We start from the raw sequence: 16,472 nt of genomic DNA, 5'->3' as shown, positions 1-16,472 counted from the left end.
CGTGAACACCATCCTGCCTGCGCACCGCGGCGAGATCCCCGTCGCACTGTCCACCGCGTCGGTGTATCCGCAGAACACCGAAGCCGCGTTCGCCTACGCCGCCGAGCTGGGGTTCGACGGCGTCGAGCTGATGGTGTGGGGCGAACCGGTCAGCCAGGACATCAAGCACGTCGAGTACCTCTCGGAGCGCTACCAGGTCCCCGTGCTGTCGGTCCATGCGCCGTGTCTGCTGATCTCCCAGCGGGTGTGGGGGCGGGACCCGCTGGTGAAGCTCGGCCGCTCGGTCCAGGCGGCCGAGGACCTGGGCGCGCAGACGGTCGTGGTGCACCCGCCGTTCCGCTGGCAGCGTGCCTACGTCGAGGGGTTCGACGACCTCGTCGCCGAACTCGAGGACGACAGCGGCATCGACGTCGCGGTGGAGAACATGTTCCCGATGCGGGTGGACCGCCTGTTCGGGGCGGGCGAGCGGTCGGCGCGTCGGCTCCGCGAGCGGGGCGGCGGCCCGGGGATCTCCGCGTCCGCGTTCGGCAAGTCCATCGACCCAACCGACGACGGCTACGCGCACTACACCCTCGACCTCTCCCACACCGCGACGGCCGGCGCCGACGCGATCGCGATGTTCGAGCGGATGGGATCGGCGATGAGCCATCTCCACCTCGCCGACGGCGACGGCGCCGCCACCGACGAACACCTGATGCCCGGCGACGGCGATCAACCCTGCGCGGAGATCTGCCGCCGACTCGCCGACAGCGACTTCGCCGGCACCGTTGTGCTCGAGGTCACAACCAGCTCGGCCCGCACCAAACCCGAACGCAGTGCGCTGCTGGCCCGTTCGCTAGATTTTGCCCGGCGGCACCTCGCACGGGGGCTGTCTGCCGACGATGCCGGGCGTGTGCGTTCCGAACGGAGCTGACCTCCCGGCGCAGCCGAGGGGGAACCGACATGAGCCGTAAGCTTGCCGACCTGCTGACCCTCACCGAGGTGTCCCGGCCGGGAGAGGACCGCATCACCTACCGCGCGGTGATCGATCCGGTCTTCACGATCGGCCCCAAGGTGCACGGCGGCAGCCTGCAGATGATCGTCGCGCGTGCTGCGGCGCAAGCGCTGACCGACCTCGCGCCGGCCGGCGACGACCGAGCCCTGGGCAAGATGCCGGTCGCGATCACCAGCGACTTCCTCGCGGCGCCCGATGCCGCCGAGATCGACCTCGAGGTCACGGTCCGCAAACGTGGACGCACGGTCACCGTGATGACGGTGGATGCGGTGCAGAACGGCCGGACCATGGTGCCCTCGTCGGTGACCTGTGCCCGACCCGACACGGGCACCCCGCACCATTCGGCGCCGACGATCCTCGACGACACCGCGGCCGAGCCGCCCGCCGACGGCATCGGCATCGACAACTCCCCGGTATCCGAGGTCATGCACCTCGGGCCGGCGCTGGACCTCGTGCTGGATCCGGCCACATTCCCCATCGTCCGCGGGGAGACCGGCGCGCCCGTCGTGCGTGGGTGGGTCCGGCCCAAGGAGGACCGTGCACCCGACACCGATTTCGCGGTGCTGGTCTGCGACATCTCGCCGCCGGTGGTGATGAACCTCGCCCTGTTCGGCTGGGCCCCGACGGTGCAACTCACCACCTATGTGCGTCGTCACCCGGCGCCCGGGTGGCTGCGGTTCGCGGCGACGAGCACCGAGGTGGGACCCGGCATGTTCGAGGAGGATCACCTCGTGGTGGACTCGACCGGTACCGTCGTCGCGCAGTCGCGGCAGCTCGCCCTCATCCCGCAGCAGTCGTGACCGGCGCGACGCCAGGCATCAGTCCCCCAGACATCAGTTCAGAAAGGCATCACCAGTGACCGAACGCATCGCCATCGTCGGTGGCGGCAAGATCGGCGAAGCGCTCTTGGCCGGCCTGATCCAGTCCGGCAAGCAGACCAAGGATCTCGTCGTCGCCGAAAAGATGCCGAAACGTGCGAAGGAGATCGCCGACGAATACGGCGTGCTGGTCACCGACGTGACGACGGCCGCCGAGGGTGCGCACTACGTGTTCCTGGCGATCAAGCCCGACGACGTCGACTCGGTGTTGCGGGAACTGTCCAGCGCCGAGGATGCCGCCGAGACCGAACGTGTCACCGTCACCCTGGTCGCCGGGCTGCCGCTGTCGCGCTACGAGAACGGCCTGCAGGCGGGATCGCCGGTGGTGCGCGTCATGCCCAACACCCCGATGCTGGTCAACGAGGCGATGTCGGCGGTGTCGGTCGGCCGCTACGTCGGCGACGAACAGCTCGACGCGGTGGTGCGGCTACTCGAGACCGTCGGCAAGGTCGCGGTGGTACCGGAGCGGCACATGGACGCCGTCACCGCCATCTCCGGGTCCGGGCCCGCCTACGTGTTCCTCATGGCCGAGGCCATGATCGACGCGGGCGTCGCGCTCGGCCTCAGCCGGGTGCAGGCCGGCGAGCTGACCGTGCAGACCATCCGCGGTGCGGGTCTGCTGCTGAGCGAGTCGGGTCTGTCGCCGGTCGACCTGCGTGCCGCGGTCACCTCGCCCGGCGGAACGACCGCGGCGGCCATCCGGGAGTTCGAGGCGAACGGCTTCCGGCACGGTGTCTATGAGGCGACCCGGGCGTGTGCAGCGGCCAGCAAGAAGGCCGGACATCGACCCGACATTGAGGGTTTGAGCGGCCCCAACGGGGGGCGAAGCGACGTCGACGCCCCATGATTTTGGGGTAGTTTGGCGAGAAACCCCAGTATGTAGGGTCAGAAGGTCACAACCGGCGCAACATTCACACAACTCACGTCGCTTTTTTCACATCAGCCACGCTAAGCTCCTTTAAGCACGTGCGTGTCTGGTGTCCGCCGGAGGGGAAGCCGGCGGCCGCGACGCGTGCTCCGGAGGTATGAGTAATTCATGGCACCTGCAGACAATCCTGGTGACAGGACCGGCGCAGTGAGCAACGCGACCTCGGGCTCGCAGTTCCTCACGGTCGCCGAGGTCGCATCTCTGATGCGGGTTTCGAAGATGACGGTCTACCGGCTCGTGCACAGCGGTGAGCTGCCGGCAGTCCGTGTGGGCCGTTCGTTCCGGGTTCACGCCAAGGCCGTGCACGACTACCTGGAGACCTCGTACTTCGACGTCGGATAGTTCCGGCGCGAGGCTCTTCGATCCACGACGACTCCCTCGGTGGACGCACCTCAGGTGTGCTCCGCAGGGGGAGTCGTGGCGTCTGCGGATGACCGGATTTCTTCTGGTAGGCGACGAGAAGGTAATGTGGGAGGTCGCGTGCTGATGCCCCCGCGATGCGTCACGCACCGGCTGGGCACACCAGAGAAGTCAGTAGAACCGCGTCAACTGTGAGGAAGCACCCCAATGGGTTCAGTGATCAAGAAGCGCCGCAAGCGCATGTCGAAGAAGAAGCACCGTAAGCTCCTGCGACGGACCCGGGTGCAGCGCCGCAAGCTCGGCAAATAGTCGGCTCGGGGCGACGACCCCGTTCCGACGCCTCCGAAGAACCCGCCCTGGTGGCGGGTTCTTCGTCGTTTCTGCGCCGGCCTGACGGGTAGCCGGGCGGGTCGTCGCGCCCGCGGCTAACCTGGTGCCATGTCCGACGAGCAGCCCACAGCGCCCCGGACCGTCCTGGTCACCGGCGCGTCCACCTTCCTCGGCGGATACCTCGTGGCGCGCCTGGCGGCGAATCCCGCCATCGAACGGGTGCTGGCCGTCGACTCCCGCGTACCGCGCAAGGACCTCTTGCGGCGGATGGGTCGCGCGGAGTTCCTCCGGCTCGACATCCGTCGCCCGGCGATCGCCAAGGCGATCGCCGGATACGAGGTCGACACGGTGGTGCACGCGGCCACCTCGATCATGGAGACGGCCCCGCACTCGGCCGCGATCAAGGAGTTCAACGTCGTCGGCGCGATGCAGGTGTGCGCCGCCTGCCAGCGCAGCCCGTCGGTCAAGCGCCTCATCCTCCGGTCGACCGCGATGGTGTACGGCGCCAGCGGACACGACCCGTCGCACTTCTCCGAGGAAACCCCGGCGCGGCGCGAACCCAAACGCGGATACGGCCGCGACCTGCTCGACATCGAGGGCTACGTCCGCGGCCTCGGTCGTCGACGCCAGGACATCGAGGTCACCATCGTCCGGCCGCAGGCCATCCTCGGGCCACGCATCAACACCCGCATGGGGTCCTACCTCTCGCTGCCGATCGTGCCGACGGTGATCGGGTATCAGCCGCGACTGCAGTTCCTGCACGAAGAGGATGCGCTCGCCGCGATGGAGCACGTGACACTCACCGGAAAGACGGGGACCTTCAACGTATCCGGGGAGGGCGTGGTCACCCTCACGCAGGCGATCCGCCGGATCGGCCACATCGAACTCCCGGTTCCGAGCAGCCTGCTCGCACCGATCACCGGGGTGTTCCAGGATCTGCGGTCGGCGAAGCTGCGGTCGAGCCAGACCGAATACCTCACCTACGGACGGGTTCTCGACACCACCCGGATGCGTACCGAGCTCGGCTTCGCGCCACGCTTCACCACTCTCGAAACCGTCGACGACTTCATCGAGCGGGGGAGTTCGGCGCCGGTCATCGGCGCCGACTCGTGGCGCGGCATCGAGCGTCGCGTCGTCGCCGCGGCGCACCAACTCCAATGAGATGGTCAAGCGGGGGCAAAGAAATCCGGCCGATGTGAATCGTGGCTAGCCGCGACGCGCCGAGAGTCGATGCGATATGCGGCACAAACGAGCGCAAAGGTGAGTCACGCTCTAGACTTGGACGCCAGACCCACTCGGGGGGCGCGTACCATCGAGTCTGTTCGCCAATGGGGACGGTGGGGGGTTGACGATCAATTGACGCAGAGGTGAGGATCTTGGCAGGTGGCGGCGCTACGGACGCACGTACCGCAAAGGTGATCCAGCTGTATGCGACCCCCGGTGACGGAGTCGATTCGCGCGGGAGTCGGAGTGCAGCTCGGGAGCAGGGTCGCCGTCGGCATCCCAGTCAGCAGGCCGGGGGCTCCCACCCCGCCAAATCTGCACCCGCTCAACGCAAGTCCCGGCAGAATGCGCAACTCGGACATCCCAACACCGACGGCTTCGGGCGTCCCGCGGCGCCCGTGACGCCGATCAGCGACGACGTGCAGGTTCCCACCGAATCGCTCGGCGTCGAACACCTCGGACCGAACCGCTCGAGCCCACTGTTCTCGCTGTCCGGGATCCGGGGCGCGGTCGCCGATTCGTTGACCGCGACGGCCGGGTTCATCCGGGAGCGGATGACGGGTGATTACGAGGTCGACGAGTTCGGTTTCGACCCGCATTTCACCGAGTCGGTCTGGTTCCCCGCGGTGCGACAAGTGTATGACAACTGGTTCCGGGTCGAGGTGACCGGCGTCGAGAACCTGCCGGTCGAAGGCGGTGCGCTGCTCGTCGCGAACCACGCCGGCACCCTTCCGATCGATGCGATCATGACGTCGCTCGCGGTGCGCGAGAATCACCCGACCGGCCGTTTTCTTCGAGTTCTCGCCGCCGACATGGCCTTTGACACCCCCGCCGTCGGCGAGGTGGCCCGCCGGATCGGTGCCACACTCGCCTGCACCCAGGACGCCGACCGGCTGCTGCGCGCCGGTGAACTCACCGCCGTGTGGCCGGAGGGATACAAGGGAATCGGCAAGCTCTACAAGGACCGCTACAAGCTGCAGCGTTTCGGTCGCGGTGGATTCGTGACGACGGCACTGCGCAACGCGGCACCGATCATCCCGGTGTCGATCGTCGGGTCCGAGGAGATCTACCCGATGCTCGCCGATCTGAAGCCGCTCGCCAAGATCCTTGGGCTGCCGTACTTCCCGATCACGCCGATCTTCCCGTGGCTCGGTCCGCTCGGGATGGTCCCGCTCCCGTCGAAGTGGCACATCCACTTCGGCCGGCCCATCGAGACCGGCTCGTTCGACGAGGCGTCCGCCGACGACCCGATGGTGGTCTTCGACCTCACCGACCACGTCCGTGAAGAGATCCAGCAGACCTTGTTCCGGATGCTCAGTCGTCGCGGTAGCGTCTACTTCGGCTGACGGGCGGGTGCTCGCACCCGCGCGGCCGCACGGTGAGGCGACGAAGGGCGGGCGTGGATGAAGGCAGTGGCGTGTCAGCACGGGGAGCTCTCCGTCGTCGATCTACCCACTCCCACGCCCGGGCCCGGCCAGGTCCTCATCCGCGTGGTCCGCGCCGGCATCTGCGGCTCCGATCTGCACGCCCGGACCCACGGCGACGCCAGCGCGGATGTGGCCGACGAGGTCGGCTATCACGCGTTCATGCGCTCCGACGAGTCGGTCGTCATGGGTCATGAGTTCACCGGCGACGTCGTGTCCTACGGTCCCGGCTGCCGCAAGCGGTGGGCGCCGGGCACCCCGGTGGTGTCGGTGCCGATGATCAAGCACGGCGACGACGCGCATCTGACGGGTCTGTCGGCCCGCGCGCCCGGCGCCTACGCGGATCTGATGCTGGTCTCCGAAGACCTCACGATGCCCGTCCCCGACGGGGTTCCGGCCGAGCACGCTGCCCTCACCGAGCCCCTCGCGGTCGCCCATCACGCGGTGCGGCGCGGCGACGTCGGCAAGCGCGACGTCGCGGTGGTGATCGGCTGCGGACCGATCGGCCTCGCGGTGATCCTGATGCTGAAGGCGGCAGGCGTGCGGTCGGTGGTCGCCTCCGACCTGTCCGCGGGGCGGCGCGATCTGGCCCGTCGCTGCGGCGCCGACGTCGTGGTGGACCCGCGCGCGGATTCGCCGTGGCAGGCGTGCACACAGCGGCGTCGCTACCTCACCGACGCATCCGACCTGTTCGACACCGCGTTCTCCGCGATGCACGAGCTCCAGCGGATTCCGGGAGTGCCGTGGGCCAAGGTGATGCGGGTGGCCGAACGGATCGGCGCAACCCCGCAGGGGCCGGTCGTGTTCGAATGCGTCGGTGTGCCCGGCATCATCGAGGACATCTGCTCGCACGCCCCGTTCCGGTCGCGGGTCGTGGTGGTCGGGGTGTGCATGCAGCCCGACACCTTCCGACCCGCGATGCCGATCAACAAGGAGATCGAGCTGCGCTTCGTGTTCGCCTACGATCCCGGCGAATATCACGACACGCTGCAGATGATCGCCGACGGAAAGGTGGACCCGGGCCCGCTGATCACCGCCACGGTCGGCCTCGGTGGTGTCGCCGCGGCCTTCGACGCGCTGGGGTCGGCGGAACACCATGCGAAGGTGCTCATCGACCCGACCTCGGACGTCGCCACCTTGTAGGCGGCCAGTCCGCGGCCGGGTCAGTCCTCGTCGGTCGCGGCGATCCGGCCGGACCGGACCGCCGCCACCAACGTCTCGTGGTCGGCCTCCGTCCGGTCGGCATAGCGCACCGCGTACCGGCCGATGACCTCGTCCAGATCGGAGTCGTCCTCGAAGTAGCCGCTCAATTCACGTGGATCGAGCGAGCGGGAATGCGCGCGGGCGAGCAACGCACCGGCCAGGCGCCCGTAGTCGTCGAGATGATCGCGCTCCAACGCGGTCGGGTCGATGTCGCCCTTCAAGTTGCGGAACTGCCGCACGATGAACGGCATCCCGTCGATGGTGGTCCAGCCGAGCAGGATGTCGGTCTCGGTCTGCACGAGACGCGCGCCATGCACGATCCGCTTGCCCTCGTGTCGCGGCGTGGGCCCGGTGAACCGTGACGACAGGAACGGCGCGAGCGACGACGGCTGCGCCTGCTTGAGCTGCAGCACCAGGACCTCGTCGGCGTTGCCGAGCATCAACGCCACATAGCTTCGCAGGCCGACGCTGCCGGTGCCGACGATCCGGAACGCGACGTCCGCGACGGAGTACCGCGCGATCAGATTGCGCCGCGACTCGCGCAGCGTGTCGGCATAGCGTTCCAGGCCGTCGACGACGGCATCGGCCACCGAAGAGTCGACCGACGTCAGGATCGGCGGATCCTCGACGAATCGCCTACTGCTGATACCGGTTTCGTGATCGTCGAGGTGCTCTGTCCATTTCGCCGCCACCTTCGCGCTGGTGTTGCGGCGGGCCTTCTTGGCCGCTTTCGCGAAGTCGTCGAGCAGTTCGTCGGCCTTCACCCGCTCGAGCACGGATTCGTCGGGCAGCGCATTCCAGGCGCGCAGGAACGGGACCTCCGCGAGACCCCGGATCGTCCGCCGGTACGACTTCACCGCGTCCTCGGCGGCCTCGACACACCCGGATTCGGAGACGCCGCCCTCCCGGCCGGCGAGGACCAGACTCGCCGCGAGGCGTTTGAGGTCCCACTCCCACGGGCCCGGGATGGTCTCGTCGAAATCGTTGATGTCCATCACGATCTGCCCGTCCGGCGAGCCGTAGAGGCCGAAGTTGGCAGCGTGCGCGTCGCCGCAGAGCTGCGCCGTCAGGCCGCTGGCCGGGCTGTCCGCGAGGTCGGCCGCCATCAGGCCGGCCGCGCCGCGGAAGAACGCGAAGGGCGACGCGATCATCCGGCCGATCCGCATCGGGATCAGATTCGGCAGCCGGCCCGCGTTGCTCGCGTCGACGAAGTCCAGGACATCGGGACGCGACCCACCCTCGGCGGCGTGGTCGTGCGCGTCGATGGGGATCTGCGCACGCAGGGCGCGTCCCCGTTCGACGACCTCGTCGGACTCGACACGCGTGCGCAGGTCCACGCGTTTGCGTTGCTTCGCCACAGGGCGAATCTAGTGGATACCGGCCTGCTCAGCCGCGATGCTGGCGGATCAGCCGGGTGGCCGTCGCGGCGCCGGCCCCCGCGGCGCCGAGCACCAACGCGGTGGTCGCTCCGTACTTCGCGGCCTTGCGGGCGGTGCGGAAGTCGTAGATCTCCCAGCCGCGGACCTTCGCGACGTCACGCAGGTCGGCGTCCGGGTTGATCGCCACCGCGGTCCCCACCAGCGACAGCATCGGCACGTCGTTGTGCGAATCCGAATACGCGGTGCAGCGCTTGAGATTCAGGCCCTCGCGGATCGCCAGTGCCCGCACCGCGTGCGCCTTGCCCGGCCCGTGCAAGATGTCGCCGACGAGACGGCCGGTGAACACGCCGTCGACGCTCTCGGCGACGGTGCCCAGCGCTCCGGTCAGCCCGAGGCGTTCGGCGATCGTCTGCGCGAGCTCCACCGGCGTCGCGGTCACCAGCCACACCTGCTGCCCGGCGTCGAGGTGGCGTTGTGCCAGCGCACGCGTCCCCGGCCAGATCTTCTCCGCGATGTAGTCGTCGTAGATCATCTCGCCGAGTTCGGCGAGCTCGGAGGTGCGGCGTCCGGCGATGAACGACAACGCCTTCTCCCGGCCCTCGGCGACGTCGGCCGCGTTCTCCTTGCCGGTGAGCTGGAACTTGGCCTGTGTCCACGCGAAGTCGAGGATGTCGCCGTAGGAGAAGTACTTGTGCGCGGCCAGACCACGCGCGAAATGGATGATCGAGGCGCCCTGCACCAGCGTGTTGTCGACGTCGAAGAACGCGGCCGCGGTCAGGTCGCGGGGCGTGCTGGTGGGCTCGATGTCGTCGCTCGGGCGTGCCCGCAGCGAGTCCACGGCCGCCTTGGCGCTGGCCTCACCCGCGAGCCGCTGACGCAGTTCGTGGGCGGTCTGCCGGAACCGGCCGCTGGTCGCCCGGGCGCGTTCGGAGATCCAGGTGGCGACCCGCGACGCCTCTTCGTCGTCGGCGTCGTCGAACTCGTCGGAATCCTCGTCGCTGTTCGCGCCACCGTCCGGGTCCATCGCGTCGGCGTGCGCTTCCCAGTCCTCGCCATCGATCGCGATGTCGTCGCCGACGGCGTCGGCGGCCGTCTCCTCGGTCTCCTCAGGCGTCGGATCGTCGTTGCGATCTGCGTCCTCGGAGCCCGGGACCTCCTCGGCCACGGCTCACCTCCACTCCGCTCGTCGCCCCCGGTCCGGAACTCCGGAACCTCACAGTAGCCGCGGTCCAGCGTAGTCGGGAGCAATCGCGAGCAGTGACACACTGATCTGCGTGACCGGTCACCCGGCCGGGTCCCCCGATCACAGGAGGCTGTCATGTCGTTGACGCTGTTGACGCGGGCCGGCTGCTCGGCGTGCGCCACCGCACGCGCCGAATTGGCGCGTATCTGTGCGGATCTCGGAGTCGAGTTCGACGAGGTCGACGTGGACCGGGCCGCCGACGACGGCGATCCGATGGTGCGTGCGGAGTTCGGTGATCGGCTCCCGGTGGTGTTGCTCGACGACGAGGAACACAGCTACTGGGAGGTCGACGAGCCGCGGCTGCGCGCCGACATCGCCTCTCGGCGGCCGTGACGTCGGCCGCTCGCGTTGCGGGTGGGCCAGGGGAGGAACACGTTATCGCGCGGTATACGCTGACCCGTGATATCGGGGGTTCTTCAAGTGGGCGTGGGGGCGCCCCGGAGGCCGGAAGAAGGTGACCAGGGCGTGAGCGGCAGGGCGACGTCATCGGAGCCGTCGTCGGATGACCCCGGCTCCGATGACCCCGACTCAGAGATCCCCGAGCCGACCGTCACCCGTCTGGCGACCTATCTGCACGTGCTGCATTCGTTCTCCCAGCGGGGCATCCTGGTGGCCTCCAGCGGTCAGTTGGCCACGGCGGCCGGGGTGAACTCGTCGATCCTGCGCAAAGACCTCTCGCATGTCGGTGCCAACGGTGTGCGCGGCGTCGGCTACGACGTCGGACGCCTCACCGCGCGGATCGCGATGGTTCTGCACACCGACAGCACCCACACCGTCGCACTCGCCGGTGCCGGACGTCTCGGGCGCGCCTTGCTCGCCCACGCCGGATTCGACCGGGGATTCCGGGTCGCGGCGATGTTCGACGCGGACCCGGACATCGTCGGGACCGTGGTGGAGCCGGGCGGGCCTACGGTCGCGCCGCTGGCCGCGATCGCCGACGTCTGCGCAGGTAGAGACGTCGAACCCATCGAGATCGGCGTCATCGCCACCGCGGAGGACGACGCCCAGGCGGCCTGCGAAGCGTTCGTCGGAGTGGGTGTGCGTCAGCTGTTGAACGTAACGCCGACGACTCTGAACACGGACTCCGATGTCGTCGTGAGACAGGTTGATCTAGCCTTGGAGCTACAGGTGTTGGCGTTCAACGCGTCGCGTTCGCGTGTCCGCCGACCAGTCATGGGTGAGGAAACGGTGACGGCGTGAGTGTTTTGTTGTTCGGGGTCTCGCACCGCAGCGCACCGGTCGAGGTGCTCGAGCGGTTGGCGGTCTCCGACCACGATCGACCCAAGCTCGTCGACGAACTGCTGTCGTCGCGGGCCATCTCGGAGGCGATGCTCGTCTCCACGTGCAACCGCGTGGAGATCTATGCGGTCGTCGACGCCTTCCACCCTGCCCTCGAGGCGGTCGGAGCGGTGCTCGGCGACCACTCGGGGATGACGGTCAACGAGATGACCCGCCACGCCTACGTGCGGTACTCCGAGGCCGCCGTCGAACACCTCTTCACCGTCGCCGCCGGACTCGATTCGCTCGTCGTCGGTGAGCAGCAGATCCTCGGTCAGATCCGCAACGCCTACCTCGACGCCGATTCCAACCAGTCCGCCGGCCGGGTGCTGCACGAACTCGCCCAGCAGGCGTTGCGCGTCGGCAAGCGGGTGCACACCGAGACCGGCATCGACCGTGCCGGCGCATCCGTCGTGTCGGTGGCGCTGCACCGCGCCCAGGCGCTGCTCGCCCGGGAACCTCGCGGCGGCGCCATGCGGTCCGCGGTCGTCGTCGGCGCCGGCGCCATGGGTGGCCTGGCCACCGCACAACTCGCCCGCGAGGGCGTCGACGACCTGGTCGTCGTCAACCGCACCGTCGCCAACGCGCAACACCTGGCGGGCAACGTCGCCGCCACGCACGGCATCACCGTGCGCGGTGTGGGCCTCGACGACCTGCCGGCCGTGATGGCTTCGGCCGACGTCGTGGTGACCTGCACCGGATCGGTCGGTTCGGTCGTCGGCGTCGGTGAGGTGCACTCTGCGCTGGCCGCGCGGACCGCCGCCGGACCTCTCGTCATCTGCGATCTCGGGTTGCCGCGCAACGTCGACCCCGCCGCCGGTCGGCTCCCCGGCGTGCACGTGGTCGACATCGAAGGTCTGCGTGGCGACTCGGAGACCCAGGCCGCCGAGAACGACACCAGCGCAGCCCGCTCCATCGTCGCCGCCGAACTCGCCGACTACCTGACCCATCAGCGTCAGGCCGAGGTCACCCCGACCGTCGCCGCGCTGCGGCAGCGTGCCGCCGACGTCGTGGAGGCGGAGATCCTGCGGCTCGACGCCCGCCTACCCGGTCTCGACGATCCGATGCGCGACGAGGTCGCCAAGACCGTGCGCCGTGTCGTCGACAAGTTGCTGCACGCGCCCACCGTGCGGGTCAAGCAACTCGCGTCGACCCCCAACGGCGACCACTACGCCGAGGCGCTGCGTGAACTGTTCGAACTGAAGCCGGGCGCCGCGGAGTCGGTGTCGGCCCCGGAGGCCACCGGGCTCGGCGACAGCGGTCCCGGCCGGACCGAGAAGTGAGCGCGGCAGCGAGCCCCGACGTGATCCGGATCGGTACGCGGGGATCATTGCTGGCCCGGACCCAGGCCCAGACCGTCGCCGACGCCCTGATCGCGGCCGGACATCCGGCCGAACTGGTCATCATCAAGACCGCCGGTGACGCCTCGCAGGCGCCGGTCGCCGAGATCGGCGTGGGTGTGTTCACCACCGCCATCCGCGTCGCCCTGCAGAATCGCGAGGTCGACGTCGCGATCCACTCCTACAAGGATCTGCCCACCGCGCCCGAGCCCGGCCTCGTCATACCGGCCATTCCGCCCCGCGAGGATCCGCGCGATGCGCTGGTCAGCCGCGGCGGGATGGTGCTCGGTGAACTGCCGCCCGGGTCCACCGTCGGGACCTCGGCACCCCGGCGGGCGGCACAGCTTAGAGCATTGGGTCTCGGTTTGGAAATCCGCCCCCTACGAGGCAACCTTGATTCTCGGTTGGGCAAAGTCGCCAGCGGTGAACTCGACGCAGTCGTGGTCGCCCGGGCCGGTCTGGTACGGATCGGCAGAGCCGATGAGGTCACCGAGTCGCTGGACCCGGTGGTCCTGCTACCGGCACCGGCACAGGGCGCCTTGGCCGTGGAGTGCCGCTCCGACGATGCCGAACTGGTGAGAATACTCGCCGAGTTGGACGACGCGTCCACACGTGCGGCGATCGACGCCGAGCGATCGGTGCTCGCGGCCCTGGAGGCCGGGTGCACCGCTCCGGTCGGGGCGATCGCCGAGGTGGTCGAGTCGATCGACGACGACGGGCGGATCTTCGCCGAGCTGTCGCTGCGTGCGGCGGTGGCGGCCGAGGACGGATCGGATGTGATCCGGGCTTCGGTGGTGGGACCGATCGATCGTGCGGAGCAACTCGGCAAGAATCTCGCCGCCGAACTGCTGGAGTTGGGAGCGGGCGAGCTCGTATCGCAACTCCGGTAGCAGAAGGAACTGCAGCTCCGAACCAGGGGCAGGAGAGTGCGAACTCATGAGCCGTACGAAAAAGGTCAATCCGGGACGGATCTTGTCGGCGCCGGGAGCGAAGCGAGCGGGCCGGATCCTTTTCGTCGGGTCGGGTCCGGGGGATCCCGATCTGTTGACCGTGCGCGCCCGCAATGCCATCGAGAAGGCCACCACCGCCTACATCGACCCCGACGTCCCGTCCGGGGTGGTCGAGATGCTTGGTGCCGCCCATCTGGACGAGACCGTCGAGTCGACACGGTCGGGTAGGGCCGCCACCAAGAGCTCCAAGAAGGCCCAGGACGGCACCGCCAAGGCGGATACCGCGTCCGACGGCGCGACTGCCGATGGCGTGAACGCCGACGGCGCGAACGCTGACGGCGACGACGCGGAGACCACCGGGGACTCGGTGGTCCATCCCGCACTCGGTGATCCCGCCGAGGTCGCCAAGACGCTGGTCGCCGCCGCGAAGGCCGGCGAGGACGTCGTGCGGGTGGTGTCCGGCGATCCGCTGACCACCGACTCGGTGCTGGCCGAGGTCAACGCCGTTGCGCGCACCACGGTCGGGTTCGAGGTGCTGCCGGGGCTGCCCGCCGCATCGGTCGTGCCGAGCTACGCCGGTATGCCGCTCGGTTCCACCCACAGCGAGGCCGACGTCCGCGCCGAGGGCGTCGACTGGGCTGCGCTCGCGGCCGCACCGGGTCCGCTGGTGCTGCACGCCACCGCCGGCCACCTCGCCGAGACCGCGAGCGCGCTGACCGAGCACGGGATGGCCGCCCAGACGCCGGTCGCGATCACCGTCAACGGAACCACCTGCGCGCAGCGCACCATCGAGGCGACGCTGGCCACCCTCAACGAGCAGGGCAATGCGCTTGTCGGTCCGCTGATCCTCACCGTTGGCAAGGTCGTCGCGCAGCGCGGCAAGCTCTCCTGGTGGGAGTCACGGGCGCTCTACGGCTGGACCGTGTTGGTGCCGCGCACCAAGGATCAGGCCGGTGACATGAGCGAGCGGCTGCGCAGCCACGGCGCCATCCCCAAGGAGGTGCCGACGATCGCCGTCGAACCGCCGCGGAGTCCCGCCCAGATGGAAAGGGCCGTCAAGGGTTTGGTCGACGGTCGCTACCAGTGGGTGGTGTTCACCTCCACCAACGCGGTGCGCGCCGTGTGGGAGAAGTTCGCCGAGTTCGGACTCGACGCCCGCGCATTCTCCGGCGTGAAGATCGCCTGCGTCGGCGAGGCCACCGCGGAGAAGGTGCGCACGTTCGGTATTCAGCCGGAGCTGCTGCCGTCCGGTGAGCAGAGCTCGCTCGGACTGCTCGACGACTTCCCGCCGTACGACGACGTCTTCGACCCGGTCAACCGAATCCTGTTGCCGCGCGCCGACATCGCCACCGAGACCCTGTCCGAGGGGCTGCGTGAACGTGGCTGGGAGATCGACGACGTGACCGCGTACCGGACGGTGCGCGCCGCGCCGCCGCCCGCCGAGACGCGCGAGATGATCAAGACCGGTGGCTTCGACGCCGTCTGCTTCACCTCGAGCTCCACCGTCCGCAACCTCGTCGGCATCGCCGGAAAGCCGCACGCACGCACCATCGTTGCGTGCATCGGACCGAAGACGGCCGAGACCGCAACCGAATTCGGCCTCCGAGTCGACGTGCAGCCGGAGAACGCGTCGGTGCACGAGCTGGTCGACGCGCTCGCCGAGCACGCCGCACGGCTTCGGGCTGAGGGTGCACTTCCGCCGCCGCGGAAGAAGTCGCGTCGGTCGCGGTCCTGATGCCCCCCGGTCCCTGAGGCGCCGCCCTGAGGTGCGAGCTTGCGAGCGTCACCCCCTGGTCCCTGAGGAGCGAGCTTGCGAGCGTCACCCCCTGGTCCCTGAGGAGCGAGGCGCTAGCCGAGCGTCACGAAGGGCCCTTCGTGACACCCCTCCGCTAGCGCTCCGGGGTTCCTCAGGGATCAGTTGAGACACGCGAAGGAGCAGACATGGCACCGACCATCCGTCCCCGCCGCCTGCGGTCGACACCCGCGCTGCGCCGCCTCGTCGCCGAGACGACCCTGGCGCCGCAGGATCTCGTGTTGCCGATGTTCGTCGCCGACGGCATCGACGCGCCCCGGGAGATCTCGTCGATGCCCGGTGTCTACCAGCACACCTTCGACTCGCTGCGCACGGCCGCCGACGACGCGGTCCGCGCCGGGGTCGGCGGACTGATGCTGTTCGGTGTGCCGGCCCCCGACGACAAGGACGCGGTCGGCTCCGGCGCCGACGACGATGAGGGCGTGCTGAACCGGGCGCTGCGGACGCTTTCCGACGATCTCGGCGACAGCACCGTCCTGATGGCCGACACCTGCCTCGACGAGTTCACCGACCACGGTCACTGCGGCGTCGTCGACGGCCGCGGCCGCGTCGACAACGACGCCACGCTCGAGCGCTACGTGTCGATGTCGCTGGCCCAGGCCCGCGCGGGTGCGCATCTGCTGGGGCCGAGCGGGATGATGGACGGTCAGGTCGCCGCGATCCGCGCCGGCCTGGACGCCGAGGGGTTCACCGACACCGGAATCCTCGCCTACGCCGCCAAGTACGCGTCGGCGTTCTACGGGCCGTTCCGCGAGGCCGTCGGCTCGTCGCTGCAGGGTGACCGGCGCACGTATCAGCAGGACGCCGCGAACCGTATCGAGGCGATGCGCGAGATCCGCCTCGACATCGAGGAGGGCGCCGACCTGGTGATGGTGAAGCCCGCCATGAGTTACCTCGACATCGTCCGCGACGCCGCCGAGATCGCCGACGTCCCGGTGGCCGCCTACCAGATCAGCGGCGAGTACTCGATGATCACCGCCGCCGCCGAACGCGGCTGGATCGACCGCGACGCCGCGGCGCTGGAGTCGCTCACCTCCATCAAACGCGCCGGTGCGTTGATCATTCTGAGCTACTTCGCCACCGAGGTCGCGACCCGGCTGCGCTGACGGTCACGGCCACCGACCCGCG

The 16,472-nt window shown here is 69.1% G+C and carries 16 protein-coding genes; 14 read left to right on the top strand and 2 right to left on the bottom strand.

The annotated features are described in order from the left end of the window. Position 1: 1 nt before the first annotated feature. The 8 genes from V1Y59_RS22340 to V1Y59_RS22305 all read left to right on the top strand — a co-directional run bounded on the left by V1Y59_RS22340 (position 2) and on the right by V1Y59_RS22305 (position 7,281). Positions 2 to 913, top strand: a complete 912-nt coding sequence (locus tag V1Y59_RS22340; protein WP_330507237.1) for a sugar phosphate isomerase/epimerase family protein — start codon at positions 2 to 4, stop codon at positions 911 to 913. A gap of 29 nt (positions 914 to 942) precedes the next feature. Further along, positions 943 to 1,794, top strand: coding sequence for a thioesterase family protein (locus V1Y59_RS22335; protein ID WP_330507236.1), 852 nt, complete (start codon positions 943 to 945; stop codon positions 1,792 to 1,794). Between the two features lie 55 nt (positions 1,795 to 1,849). Continuing rightward, complete coding sequence (gene proC / locus V1Y59_RS22330; RefSeq protein WP_330507235.1) at positions 1,850 to 2,719, top strand: pyrroline-5-carboxylate reductase; 870 nt, start codon at positions 1,850 to 1,852, stop codon at positions 2,717 to 2,719. Between the two features lie 189 nt (positions 2,720 to 2,908). After that, entirely contained in the window at positions 2,909 to 3,142 is a 234-nt protein-coding gene (locus V1Y59_RS22325) for a helix-turn-helix domain-containing protein (RefSeq protein ID WP_330507234.1), read from the top strand. 225 nt (positions 3,143 to 3,367) lie between these two features. Further along, positions 3,368 to 3,469: a 30S ribosomal protein bS22 gene (locus V1Y59_RS22320; RefSeq protein WP_003402602.1), complete on the top strand. Its 102-nt coding sequence runs from the start codon at positions 3,368 to 3,370 to the stop codon at positions 3,467 to 3,469. Between the two features lie 129 nt (positions 3,470 to 3,598). Next, positions 3,599 to 4,651 carry an NAD-dependent epimerase/dehydratase family protein gene (locus V1Y59_RS22315; protein WP_330507233.1) on the top strand — a complete coding sequence of 351 codons (1,053 nt, stop codon included), beginning with the start codon at positions 3,599 to 3,601 and terminating at the stop codon, positions 4,649 to 4,651. Positions 4,652 to 4,857: 206 nt separating this feature from the next. Beyond that, entirely contained in the window at positions 4,858 to 6,060 is a 1,203-nt protein-coding gene (locus V1Y59_RS22310; protein ID WP_330507232.1) for a lysophospholipid acyltransferase family protein, read from the top strand. A gap of 57 nt (positions 6,061 to 6,117) precedes the next feature. Beyond that, on the top strand, positions 6,118 to 7,281 hold the full coding sequence (locus V1Y59_RS22305) for a zinc-binding dehydrogenase (protein ID WP_330507231.1): 1,164 nt from the start codon (positions 6,118 to 6,120) through the stop codon (positions 7,279 to 7,281). 20 nt (positions 7,282 to 7,301) lie between these two features. Here the strand turns inward: V1Y59_RS22305 and V1Y59_RS22300 are convergent, their stop codons facing one another. Then, positions 7,302 to 8,699, bottom strand: coding sequence for a DUF2252 domain-containing protein (locus V1Y59_RS22300; protein ID WP_330507230.1), 1,398 nt, complete (start codon positions 8,697 to 8,699; stop codon positions 7,302 to 7,304). Between the two features lie 28 nt (positions 8,700 to 8,727). Continuing rightward, a complete protein-coding gene (locus tag V1Y59_RS22295) occupies positions 8,728 to 9,744 on the bottom strand; it encodes an HAD family hydrolase (RefSeq protein ID WP_330507265.1) in 1,017 nt (338 codons plus the stop codon). A gap of 294 nt (positions 9,745 to 10,038) precedes the next feature. On the opposite strand from V1Y59_RS22295, the gene V1Y59_RS22290 reads away from it, so the two are divergent. From V1Y59_RS22290 to hemB, 6 genes are all read left to right on the top strand, one after another. Then, positions 10,039 to 10,296 (top strand): glutaredoxin family protein, encoded by a 258-nt coding sequence (locus V1Y59_RS22290; protein WP_330436605.1) that lies wholly within the window; start codon positions 10,039 to 10,041, stop codon positions 10,294 to 10,296. 132 nt (positions 10,297 to 10,428) lie between these two features. Continuing rightward, positions 10,429 to 11,163: a redox-sensing transcriptional repressor Rex gene (locus V1Y59_RS22285; RefSeq protein ID WP_330507229.1), complete on the top strand. Its 735-nt coding sequence runs from the start codon at positions 10,429 to 10,431 to the stop codon at positions 11,161 to 11,163. Next, a complete protein-coding gene (locus V1Y59_RS22280; RefSeq protein WP_330436603.1) occupies positions 11,160 to 12,524 on the top strand; it encodes a glutamyl-tRNA reductase in 1,365 nt (454 codons plus the stop codon). Before V1Y59_RS22285 ends, V1Y59_RS22280 begins: the two co-directional genes overlap by 4 nt. After that, positions 12,521 to 13,471, top strand: a complete 951-nt coding sequence (hemC, locus tag V1Y59_RS22275) for a hydroxymethylbilane synthase (protein WP_330436602.1) — start codon at positions 12,521 to 12,523, stop codon at positions 13,469 to 13,471. The genes V1Y59_RS22280 and hemC overlap by 4 nt, the downstream gene beginning before the upstream one ends. Positions 13,472 to 13,517: 46 nt before the next feature. Beyond that, the gene (locus V1Y59_RS22270; RefSeq protein ID WP_330507228.1) at positions 13,518 to 15,266 is read left to right on the top strand and encodes a bifunctional uroporphyrinogen-III C-methyltransferase/uroporphyrinogen-III synthase; all 1,749 of its coding nucleotides are present in this window, start codon (positions 13,518 to 13,520) and stop codon (positions 15,264 to 15,266) included. 206 nt (positions 15,267 to 15,472) lie between these two features. Continuing rightward, positions 15,473 to 16,450: a porphobilinogen synthase gene (gene hemB, locus V1Y59_RS22265; protein ID WP_330507227.1), complete on the top strand. Its 978-nt coding sequence runs from the start codon at positions 15,473 to 15,475 to the stop codon at positions 16,448 to 16,450. The last annotated feature ends 22 nt before the right edge of the window (positions 16,451 to 16,472 follow it).

Source organism: Gordonia prachuapensis (genome assembly GCF_036350515.1).
GTDB lineage: Bacteria > Actinomycetota > Actinomycetes > Mycobacteriales > Mycobacteriaceae > Gordonia > Gordonia prachuapensis.
The sequence above is the reverse complement of the archived record's forward strand: the minus strand, read 5'-3'. Positions and strand labels throughout refer to the sequence as shown.

Excerpts from the sequence above, each read along its gene's own strand:
- V1Y59_RS22335 (WP_330507236.1), top strand. The coding sequence starts at position 943 with ATGAGCCGTAAGCTTGCCGACCTGCTGACCCTCACCGAGGTGTCCCGG.
- V1Y59_RS22325 (WP_330507234.1), top strand. The coding sequence starts at position 2,909 with ATGGCACCTGCAGACAATCCTGGTGACAGGACCGGCGCAGTGAGCAAC.
- V1Y59_RS22320 (WP_003402602.1), top strand. The coding sequence starts at position 3,368 with ATGGGTTCAGTGATCAAGAAGCGCCGCAAGCGCATGTCGAAGAAGAAG.
- V1Y59_RS22315 (WP_330507233.1), top strand. The coding sequence starts at position 3,599 with ATGTCCGACGAGCAGCCCACAGCGCCCCGGACCGTCCTGGTCACCGGC.
- V1Y59_RS22305 (WP_330507231.1), top strand. The coding sequence starts at position 6,118 with ATGAAGGCAGTGGCGTGTCAGCACGGGGAGCTCTCCGTCGTCGATCTA.
- V1Y59_RS22295 (WP_330507265.1), bottom strand. The coding sequence starts at position 9,744 with ATGGACCCGGACGGTGGCGCGAACAGCGACGAGGATTCCGACGAGTTC.
- V1Y59_RS22290 (WP_330436605.1), top strand. The coding sequence starts at position 10,039 with ATGTCGTTGACGCTGTTGACGCGGGCCGGCTGCTCGGCGTGCGCCACC.
- V1Y59_RS22270 (WP_330507228.1), top strand. The coding sequence starts at position 13,518 with ATGAGCCGTACGAAAAAGGTCAATCCGGGACGGATCTTGTCGGCGCCG.
- hemB (WP_330507227.1), top strand. The coding sequence starts at position 15,473 with ATGGCACCGACCATCCGTCCCCGCCGCCTGCGGTCGACACCCGCGCTG.